The organism is uncultured Sphingomonas sp. (genome assembly GCF_964250165.1).
Lineage (GTDB): Bacteria > Pseudomonadota > Alphaproteobacteria > Sphingomonadales > Sphingomonadaceae > Sphingomonas.
The window spans coordinates 1-10,598 of sequence record NZ_CAXUEK010000085.1 but is presented as its reverse complement, the minus strand read 5'-3'; the positions used below and the strand labels follow the sequence as shown (position 1 = coordinate 10,598).

General features: G+C 68.0%; 7 protein-coding genes and 1 pseudogene. All 8 read left to right on the top strand.

Translation table 11 applies throughout. The annotated features are described in order from the left end of the window. Positions 1–14: 14 nt before the first annotated feature. Positions 15–698 (top strand): fumarylacetoacetate hydrolase family protein, encoded by a 684-nt coding sequence (locus ACFE64_RS13535; RefSeq protein WP_375392988.1) that lies wholly within the window; start codon positions 15–17, stop codon positions 696–698. Positions 699–704: 6 nt separating this feature from the next. Then, positions 705–1,940 carry an aromatic ring-hydroxylating dioxygenase subunit alpha gene (locus ACFE64_RS13530; RefSeq protein ID WP_375392987.1) on the top strand — a complete coding sequence of 412 codons (1,236 nt, stop codon included), beginning with the start codon at positions 705–707 and terminating at the stop codon, positions 1,938–1,940. Positions 1,941–2,359: 419 nt separating this feature from the next. Continuing rightward, entirely contained in the window at positions 2,360–4,675 is a 2,316-nt protein-coding gene (locus ACFE64_RS13525; RefSeq protein ID WP_375392986.1) for a TonB-dependent receptor, read from the top strand. A 119-nt stretch (positions 4,676–4,794) separates the two neighbouring features. Then, the gene (locus tag ACFE64_RS13520) at positions 4,795–5,862 is read left to right on the top strand and encodes a Rieske 2Fe-2S domain-containing protein (RefSeq protein ID WP_375392985.1); all 1,068 of its coding nucleotides are present in this window, start codon (positions 4,795–4,797) and stop codon (positions 5,860–5,862) included. A 39-nt stretch (positions 5,863–5,901) separates the two neighbouring features. Then, a complete protein-coding gene (locus tag ACFE64_RS13515; protein ID WP_375392984.1) occupies positions 5,902–6,723 on the top strand; it encodes a p-hydroxycinnamoyl CoA hydratase/lyase in 822 nt (273 codons plus the stop codon). Between the two features lie 8 nt (positions 6,724–6,731). Next, positions 6,732–8,858, top strand: coding sequence for an acetate--CoA ligase family protein (locus ACFE64_RS13510; RefSeq protein ID WP_375392983.1), 2,127 nt, complete (start codon positions 6,732–6,734; stop codon positions 8,856–8,858). 19 nt (positions 8,859–8,877) lie between these two features. Continuing rightward, entirely contained in the window at positions 8,878–10,347 is a 1,470-nt protein-coding gene (locus ACFE64_RS13505) for an aldehyde dehydrogenase (RefSeq protein WP_375392982.1), read from the top strand. Positions 10,348–10,363: 16 nt separating this feature from the next. Beyond that, a pseudogene (locus tag ACFE64_RS13500) lies at positions 10,364–10,598 on the top strand (epoxyalkane--coenzyme M transferase); the annotation flags it as partial.

Sequence of the window (10,598 nt, the reverse complement as noted above, 5' to 3'; positions counted from 1 at the left end):
CGGTCACCGCCGCGATCGCCGGCTCCGGCGAGACCTTCGCGGTGCGCCGCATCTACTGCGTCGGCCGCAACTACGCCGCGCATGCCGTCGAGATGGGCCATGCCGATCGCGCGCCGCCCTTCTTCTTCACGAAGTTCGCGGACACGCTGGTGCCGTCCGGCACGACGCTCGCCTATCCGCCCGAGACGGCGGATTATCATTACGAGGGCGAGCTGGTGATCGCGATCGGCGCCGATACCTTCCAGGTGACGCCCGAACAGGCACCCGATCATGTGTTCGGCTATGCCTGCGGGCTCGACATGACGCGGCGTGATATCCAGCTCGGCTTTCGCGATCGCAGCGAGCCGTGGGATCTTGGCAAGAACTTCAGCCAGGGTGCGGTGCTCGGCGCGATCCATCCGGCGTCCGAGATCGGGCATCCGGTGGCGGGCAGCCTCGTGCTCAAGGTCAACGGCGTCGTCCGTCAGGATGCGGACCTCGCGGACCTGATGTGGCCCTGCGCCGACATCGTTGCCTATCTCAGCCGCTTCGACCGGCTGGCGGCGGGCGACCTGATCTATACCGGCACGCCCGCGGGGGTCGGCCCGGTCGTCCCCGGCGACATCATCACGCTGACCATCGATCGTCTGACCCCGGTGTCGGCGACCGTCGGCCAACCTCATCAAGCCGTTCAGGCATCCCTGCCGCACCAGGAGTGAACAGCCATGCTGTCGCATGACCAAAGGCGTGAACTCACCGCCGTCGCCGAAGGCCACCGCAATCTCGGCGGCGCGTTCTTCACGTCGGAAGCATTGTTCGAGGAAGAGCGGCGCGCGATCTTCGCCGGCGGCTGGATGTGCGTCGGCACCACCGACGATGCGGGCGCGCCGAGCAGCATCTACCCGGTCAAGGCGGCCGGGGAGGACTTGCTGCTGGTGCGCGACAGGCAAGGGGTGCTGCGCGCGTTCTTCAACCATTGCAGCCATCGCGGCGCGATCCTGGCCGAGCAGCCGCGCCGCAATTGCGCGACGATCGTCTGCCCCTATCATTCGTGGACCTACAATCTGGCGGGCGACCTGCGGCGCATGCCGCATGTCGGCGGCCCCGGCGTGCACGAGAGCGAGGAACTCGACCCCGCCAGGCTCGGCCTGCGCGAGATTCCCCTGCGCGACTGGGCGGGCCTGGTGTTCGTCAACATGAGCGGAACGGCGGAACGCTTCGACGATTTCATCGCGCCGGTGGTGGAACGGCTGCGCGGCTACGACCTGTCGCAGCTGCGCCTGTCGGGCGAGGCCGGGACCGTGGTCGAGGCCAATTGGAAGGTGGTGGTCGAGAACTTCGTCGAAAGCTACCACCTGCCCTGGGTGCATCCGTCGATGAACCGCTACAATCCGATGGAGGATCATTACCAGATCCTCGGCGGGGACACCTATGTCGGCCAGGGCCTGCTCGGGCTGGAGTTCGAGGACGCGGCCGCGAATCTGCTGCCGCGCTTCCCCAATCTGACGCCCGAACAGCTGACCACCGGCGAATCGCACTTCGTGTTTCCCAACCTGCTGTTCGGCGTGATGATCGAGATGGGGTATGCGGTCATCATGCTGCCCGAGGCGCCGGGGCGTACCCGCGAGCGCGTGGTGGTGATGGTCAATGGCGAGGAAGCCGCGACCGAGCCCCGCTTCAAGGAGGCCCGCGACATCCTCCTGGAGCGCATCGTGAGCGTGAATGCGGAGGACATCGGCATCACCGAAAGCGTCCACCGCGGCCGCTCGTCGCCGGCCTTCACGGGCGGGCAGTTCTCGCCGGTGCACGAACATACCTCGCGCCAGTTCCAGCGCGCCTATGCCTTGCGCATGTTGCGCGCGGACGGCCATCCTGTGCCCGATGTCGCGCTCGCGGTCCGCGAGGTCCACTTGCCGACGCGGGACAAGGTTGCGGTGGAAGCGGTCTCGGCCGCGCGCTGAGCGCATCGCCGCACCGGTCGCCGCCGCCATCCGGCGCGCGGGGACGGCGAAAAGGCAGCGGCGGGAGGTGTCGCCTAGCGGCAAACGTCCATGTCACTGGTATGCAAGCCGCGACCGGAGAGCCCCGCAATAACCCAAGATACGATGCGAACGGCCGCTGTGACGAGACAACTCGGGCAGCGGAAAACGCAAAAGGGGTTTGTGCCATGACGCGATTTTGCCTCGGTTCCTCGATCATCGCGCTGTCGGCAATGCTTTCGACACCGGCGTATGCTCAGGACCAGGCACCCGCCGGCGCGCCGGCGGCCGCGACGCCGCCGACTTCGGCACCTCAGAGCGGCGCGACGCCGCCGATGTCCGCGCCTCAAAGCGCCGCGCCCGTCACGGATGCCGCGGCTTCCCAGAGCAACGACGTCATCGTGACGGCCCAGTTCCGGTCGCAACGGCTGCAGGACACGCCGCTGGCGATCACGGCGGTCAACGCCGCGATGCTGGAAGCGCGGGGCCAGACCAGCATCTACGAGATCACCGCCCAGGCACCCAACGTCACGCTGGCGCCGGCTGCGCAGTCCTATGGGTCGGGCGTCGTCGCCTTCATCCGCGGCATCGGCCAGCAGGACAACTCCTATGCGCTCGAGCCGGGGGTGGGCATCTATGTGGACGATGTCTATTACTCGACGCTGGCTGGTTCGCTCCTCGATCTGATGGATCTCGACCGCGTCGAAGTGTTGCGCGGGCCGCAGGGGACGCTGGCGGGCAAGAACTCGATCGGCGGCGCGATCAAGCTGTTCACGAAGAAGCCCGACGGCACGGGCGGCGGGTATGTCCAGGCGACCTACGGCTCGTTCAACCGCACCGAAGTGCGCGGCTCCGCCAATGTCACGATCGTGCCCGACAAGCTGTTCATGCGCTTCTCCGGCGCGGCGAAGAGCCAGGACGGCTATATCACGCGGCTCGATTACGGGCTGACCCATCCCGGCTCCGGGGTTCCCACCTTCGCGACCAACGCCAATCCGGTGATCGGGACGCTGGGCGGCGTCTCCTATGTGGCGGGGCGTGCGGCGCTGCGCTGGCTCGCGTCCTCGGCGGTCGAGGTCAACCTTTCGGGTGATTACACCAACGACCGGTCGGAGGCCGGCGCCAGCGTCGGTTATTATGCGAACAAGGACTCGCTGGTGCCCAATGCGGCTCCGCGGATCGCCAGCACCATCACCGGCGCCGAAATCCCCTATGACTGCCGGTTCGTCGCGTTCGGCCCCAATTCGTGCGACACGCTCACCGGCTACGACCGCCGCTACGTCACCTATTCGAACTTCACGGACGGCACGCCGGCGACCAGCCAGGCACCGTTCAAGCCGATCGCCTTCGACCCGATCAACCATCTGAACTCCTTCGGCGTCCAGGGCACGATCGATGTCGACCTGAGCGCCGCCGTGAAGCTCAAGTCGATCACCGCTTTTCGGCATTACGAGAACCGGTACACGCACGACGAAGACAACAGCCCCATTCCCGTCGAGCAGCTGAGCTTCGACCTGAAGCATTCGCAGTTCAGCCAGGAGCTCCGCCTGAACTCAGCCCTGCTGAACGGAAAGCTGGATACCACGCTCGGCGGGTTCTACTTCGAGTCCCACAGCTCGACGACGGCACGGGTAGACCTGAACTATCTCGACACGGACTTCATCGACGGTCCGGACAAGATCCACACGACCTCGAAGGCGTTGTTCGCGCAAGGTATCGCCCACCTCACGGGCGCGCTCAACCTCACCGGCGGCATCCGGTATAGCTGGGACGACAAGACGTACCTCAACCGGCGCCACCTTCCCGACGGCTCCGCGATCCTGCCGTGCGCGGGCTATCCGTTCGCCCCGCCGGCGCCGCCGAGCTGCATCATCGCCGGGCTGGACGGGTCGCAGGCGGAGGCGAAGAGTACGCGGTTCGACTATCGCGCCGTCCTCGACTACCGGTTCAACGCGCAGGTGCTCGGCTACGCGCAGATCTCGACCGGCTACAAGGGCGGCGGCGTCAATCCCTACCCCTATTACGGCCCGGGCGACCCGAAGAACCAGGTCGTGGCGTTCGCGCCCGAGACGCTCACCACCTACGAAGTCGGCCTGAAGACCGATCTCGATCCGCGCATCCGCGTCAACATCGCCGGCTTCTTCAACAAGTACAAGAACATCGTCTCCGCGCTGAAGGTCTGCCCGGCCCCGAACACCGATGCGGATCCATGCGACGAACCAGCCAATATCGGCAGTGCAGACGTCTATGGTGCCGAGCTCGAAACACAGATCCGCCCGGTCGACGGGCTGCTGTTCGACGGCTCGTTCAGCTATCTGCACTTCAAATACACGAAGCTGAATGGCGCGCCGCAGGTTACGCTCGCCGATGTCACGCCCTACACGCCGAAATACAAGTGGAGCATCGGGGCCCAGTACGACTATGATATCGGGCCGGGCACGGTGACGGCGCGGTTCGACGGCTCCTACCAGTCGCACATGTTCGCGGCTGCGGTGAATGAGCCGGTCGGGAAACCCTCGACGATCATCAACGGCTATTTCCTCGGCAACGGCCGGCTATCCTACAAGATGTCGGACAGCCAATGGCAGGTCTCGCTCGAGGTCCGCAACATCTTCGACAAATACTATTATCTGAACGTGGTGGCGAACAGCCCTTATTACAGCGCCGGCCCCGGCATGCCGAGAACCTGGGCGGTGACGTTGAAGCGGAACTTCTAGATGGGGTGAGGCGGCAGCGTCGCATCACCCGCGGATTCGAATGGACGCCCCGCCCCGGCAAGATCGACGATCGCGACGTGGATCATTCGTCGGCGCGCGGCCGCAGGAATGGAGATCGCATGTATCCGTTCAGGGAGGGGAGTTTCGCGGTCCGCAACGGCTGGTACGTCGCCGCCTTCGCCAAGGACGTCACGCGGAAACCCCTGGGCCGGATCATCGTGAACCAGCCGGTCGCCCTGTATCGCAAGGAGGACGGCACGGCGGTCGCGGTGGGCGGCCGCTGCCCGCATCGGCATTATCCGCTCGGCGCGAGCAGCCTGCGCGGCGACGACGTCGTGTGCGGCTATCACGGCATCTCGTTCGGGCCCGACGGGCGCTGCACCGGCATCCCCGCGCAGACCTTCGTTCCCGGCGCCTACCGCATCCCGGCCTATCCGCTGGTCGAGCACGGCATGTGGCTGTGGATCTGGCCGGGCGATCCCGATCGCGCCGATCCGGCGCTGCTCCCCGATCTTGAGGAGATCGGTTACAGCGCCCCGGGAATGGTGGCGGCGCCGTTCTACACCCACGAGGTCGCGTGCCGCTACCAGCTGCTCAACGACAATCTCCTCGACCTGACGCATCTCGCCTTCCTCCACGGCACGAGCATCGGCACGCTGGCCGACGCGACGACGCCGCAGGAGACCGCCAAGCGCCCCGGGTTCATCAGCAGCCGCCGCTACATCCGCAATGCCGAAGCCCCGGCGTCCGTGCGCACCCTGCTGTCGGCGGACGGCGTGATCGACCGCGTCAGCGGCATGGACTTCTACCTGCCGGGATTCCATGCCGGCATCTCGGATACCAGCTTTCCCGCCGATCACCCCGAACACCCGGGCAAGGCGATCGGCATCGGCAGGGTCTTCCACGCCGTCACGCCCGCAACGCCGGGCAGCTGCCATTATTTCTTCGGCATGGCGACGCTCGACGGGGTGGGACTGGAAGAATCCAAGCCGTATCTCGTGCCGGTCATCGAGGAAGACATCTTCGCCTCGGTCGAGATCGAGAAGATGCTCAGGCTGGCCGGTGGGCGGCCCGATGAGCTGATGATCCGCAGCGACCGGAATGCGGTGGAGGCACGCCGCATGCTGCAGGCGATGATGGACGCCGAGGAGCGTCCGGCGCGCGGCCTCGTGACGCAGGACGCATAGCAGGGCGGCTGAGATGCTCAGAATGGATGGATCAGGACTATGACCGATACGGTAGCTGTCGACGTGATCGACCGGATCGCCTGGGTGCGGTTCAACCGGCCCGACAAGCGCAACTGCATGAATCCGACGCTCAACCGGCAGATGCTGGAGGTGATCGAGGAGCTCGAGTTCCGTCCGGATGTGGGCGTGCTGGTGCTGTCGGGTGAGGGCAGCGCCTGGTCGGCGGGCATGGACCTCAAGGAATATTTCCGGGAGAACGAAGGCAAGGGGCTCGGCGCGACGCGCGCGGCGCAGCGCCAGGCCTATGCCTGGTGGGAACGGCTGCGCTGGTATCAGAAGCCGACGATCGCGATGGTCAACGGCTGGTGCTTCGGCGGCGGCTATGGTCCGCTGTTCGCCTGCGACCTCGCCTTCGCGGCCGAGGAGGCGCAGTTCGGGCTCAGCGAGATCAACTGGGGCATCCTGCCGGGCGGCGGCGCCTCGAAGGTCGCGACCGAGCTGATGCCGTTCCGCAAGGCGATGTACCATGCGATGATGGGCGAGAATCTGTCGGGCAAGGAAGCGGCGGAGGCGGGGCTCGTCAACGAGGCCGTGCCGCTCGCGCAGCTCAGGGACCGCGTGACCGCGGTGTGCGAGGTGCTGCTCGCCAAGAATCCGTGGGCGCTGAAGGCGACCAAGGACGCGCTGCGCCGGGTGCGCGAGATGACCTATGACAATGCCGAGGATTATCTGATCCGGGCGCAGGAAGCGGCCAACAGCTTCGACGGCGAGGGCCGGAAGGAAGGGACGCGCCAGTTCCTCGACGAGAAGAGCTACAAGCCCGGCCTCGGCGCCTACGACATCTCCAAACAGAAGGCCTGACGCGAGCCGTGGCCAAGCGCGCAGCGCTATCCGCCGACGCGGTCGGCCGCCTGCTGCGGCCGCGCTCGGTCGCGATCGTCGGGGCGTCGCCGACGCCGGGCGCCCTCGGCCATTCGCTGATCGTCAACCTGGAGCAGGCGGGATTCGCCGGCGCGGTCCACCTCGTCAATCCGCGCCGCGACGAGATCGGCGGGCGGGCGTGTCTGCGTTCGATCGGCGACCTGCCCGCGGACGTCGACGTCGCGGTGCTGGCGATTCCGCGCGCGGCGGTGCTGGAGACGCTGCGCGCGCTCGCCGCGCGGCGGGTCGGCGCGGCGATCATCTTCTCGGCGGGCTTCGCGGAAGGGGGCGAGGAGGGCATCGCCGAGCAGCGCGAGATCGGCCGGATCGCGGCCGCGGCCGGCATGGTGATCGAGGGACCGAACTGCCTCGGCACCGTCAATTTCATCGCCAACGTCCCGCTGACCTTCGTCGACATGCCGCGGCCGCGCGTCCACACCGGCAAGCGCATCGGGATCGTCTCGCAATCAGGCGCAATGGCGGCGGTGATCGCGACGACGCTGATCGCCAAGGACCTGGCGCTGTCCTATTTCGTGTCGACCGGCAACGAGGCGGCGAGCGGGATCGAGGACTATGTCGACTGGCTGATCGACGACCCCGACACGCAGGCGATCGCGCTGGTCGTCGAACAGTTCCGCGATCCGGCGCGCTTCCAGGCGCTGGCGCGGCGCGCGCGCGGGGCGGGCAAGCCGATCGTGCTGCTCCACCCCGGCCGCAGCGCCGCCGCGCGCGACTCCGCGGCGACGCATACCGGCGCGATGGCGGGCGATTACGACGTCATGCGCGTGCTGGTCGAGCGGGCGGGGGTGATCCTGTGCCGCGCGCTGGAGGAGGTCGCCGACGTGCTCGATCTCGCGGTGCGCTGTGGGCCGATCGCGCCGGGCACCGCGATCCTGGGCGAATCGGGGGCGTTCAAGGCGCTCGCGCTCGATGTCGCGGAGGAGATCGGGCTCGACCTGCCGCCGTTCGACGACGCGCTCAGCCCGAAGCTGCGCGCCGCATTGCCCGAGTTCGTCGGCGTGTCGAACCCGGTCGACCTGACCGCGCAGGCGCTGGTCGATCCCGATCTCTACCGCCGCACCTTCGACGCGCTGCTCGACGACGATCGGCTGGGCGCGATCATCCTGTCGATCATCCAGACCGACGAGCGCACCGCGCGGATCAAGTTTCCCCCGATCATCGATGCGATCCGCGGGCTTCGGACGGACAAGGCGGTGATCTTCACCGGCGTCGACGAGGGTGCGGGGGTGCCGGCGGAGTATGTCGCCGCGCTGCGCGGGCTGGGCGTACCGTATCTCCCCACGCCCGATCGCGCCTTCCGCGCGGTCGCGCGCTGGAACGCCTGGACCCGGGCCGATCCGGCCGCCGCCGATCCGTCGGCGCCGGCGCTCGCGCTGCCTGCGGGCGGGGTGATCCCGGAATATCGCAGCAAGGCGCTGCTCGCCCCGCTCGGCATCGCGTTTCCGGCCGGGCGGTTCGTCACCAGCCTGGACGAAGCGCAGGCGGCGGCGACGGAGATCGGCTGGCCGGTGGTCATCAAGGTGCAGGCGGCGGCGCTGTCGCACAAGAGCGACGTCGGCGGCGTGGTGCTGAACCTGGGCGACACGGACGCGCTGGCGGCGGGCTGGGCGAAGCTCCATGCCGACGTCTCCGCTCACGCACCCGGCGTGCCGATCGACGGCGTGCTGGTCGAGGCGATGGGCGCGCGCGGGCTGGAGCTGATCGTCGGTGGCCGCAACGATCCCGACTGGGGGCCGGTGGTGCTGGTCGGCGCGGGCGGGGTGATGGCCGAGCTGTTCCACGACGTCCGCCTGCTGCCCGCCGATCTGGCCGAAGAGGCGATCGCCGCCGAACTGCGGGCGCTCAAGAGCGGTGCGCTGCTCGACGGGTTTCGCGGGTCGGCGCCGCTCGACGTGGCCGCCCTCGCGCGGGTGGTGGGCATCGTCGGCGCACTGCTCCGCGCGAACCCGCGCATCGCCGAGATCGATCTCAATCCCGTCATCGTCTATCCCCAGGGCGAGGGTGTGGTCGCGCTCGATGCGCTGCTGCTGACGGCCCCGGCGGGCGACTTGTAGAACAATAGCGGAGGACAGGATGGAAGCGCTCAACCGGACCCTGGAGGGCATCAAGGCGCGCGGCGAGGCCGGCCTGTTCGTCGGGGGCGAATGGCGCACCGGCCATGGCGAGGTGCACCTCGACGTCGTCTCGCCGCACACCGAGGAGGTGCTGCTCCGCTACCGCGAGGCGACGCCGGCCGATATCGATGCGGCCGTGATCGCCGCCCGCGAAGCGTTCGACACCGGTCCGTGGCCGCGCCTCACGCCCCCCGAGCGCGGCGCGATGCTGCGCAAGGTCGCCGACCAGCTGAGAGCGCGCCTGCCCGAGCTGGCCGAGGCGTGGACCGGGCAGGTCGGCGCGGTGCTGGGCTTCACGAAGATGGCGTCGGGGCAGTCGCCCGATCTGTTCAACTTCTATGCCGACCTGTGCGACAGCTATCCCTTCGTCGATGACCGGCGCCGCTCGTCGGGCGGGCTCGCGCGCGTAGTGCAGGAGCCCGCCGGGGTGGTCGCCGCGATCACGCCGTGGAACGCGCCGCTGGTGCTGTTGTGCTACAAGGTCGCCGCCGGTCTCGCGGCGGGCTGCACGATCGTCGCCAAGCCCTCGCCCGAGACGCCGATCGACGCGCATATCCTCGCCGAGTGCATCGCCGCGGCGGGCCTGCCGCCCGGCGTGTTCAACATGCTCCCCGCGGGCCGCGAGACCGGCGATTATCTGGTCCGCCATCCCGGCATCGACAAGGTCAGCTTCACCGGATCGACCGGCGCGGGCAAGGCGATCGCGCATGCCTGCGCCGATCGGCTGGCGCGCTTCAGCCTGGAACTGGGCGGCAAATCCGCCGCGGTGATCTGCGACGACGCCAAGGTGGAGGCGGTGCTGCCGAGCCTGGTGCCCTATTCGATGCCGATCACCGGGCAGGTCTGCTTCTCGCTGACCCGCGTGCTGACCCCGCGCGCGCGGCGCGAGGAGTTCGTCGACGCCTATGTTTCGGCGGTCAGGGGCATCAAGCTCGGCGATCCGTTCGCCGACGGCACCGGCATGGGGCCGCTGACGCTCGAACGCCAGCGCGACCGCGTCGAGGGCTATATCGGCAAGGGCAAGGCCGAAGGCGCGCGGATCGTGCAGGGCGGCGGTCGCCCGGCCGACCTCAACCGCGGTTTCTTCATCGAGCCGACCGTGTTCGTCGATGTCGAGCCCGGCATGACGATCGCGCGCGAGGAGATCTTCGGCCCCGTGGTGTCGTTCATCGATTATGACGACGAGGCGGACATGATCGCCAAGGCCAATGCCAGCGATTATGGCCTGCACGGCGCGATCTACACCGCCGACCCGGAGCATGGCTACAGGGTGGCGCGCGAGCTGCGCAGCGGCAGCCTCGCGATCAATTCGATGGCGGTCGACATCGAGATGCCGTTCGGCGGGTTCAAGCAATCGGGCATCGGCCGGGAAGGCGGGATCGAGGGCCTGAAGACCTATCAGGAAACCAAGACCATCTATTTCCCCTGAACGACGGACCCCCGCCATGACGCAGATCGACACGACCCATGTCGGCAGCCTGCCGCGCAGCCCCGCGCTGGCCGAGCTGCTGATCGCCCGCGATCACGGCCGCGCGATCGATGACGAGGCGTTCGAGACGCTGGTATCGGGCGAGATCGCCGAGGCGGTCGCGCAGCAGGCGGCGAACGGCATCACCATCGTCAGTGACGGCGAGCTCGGCAAGGTCGGCTATGCGACCTATGTCACCGAGCGGCTGGAGG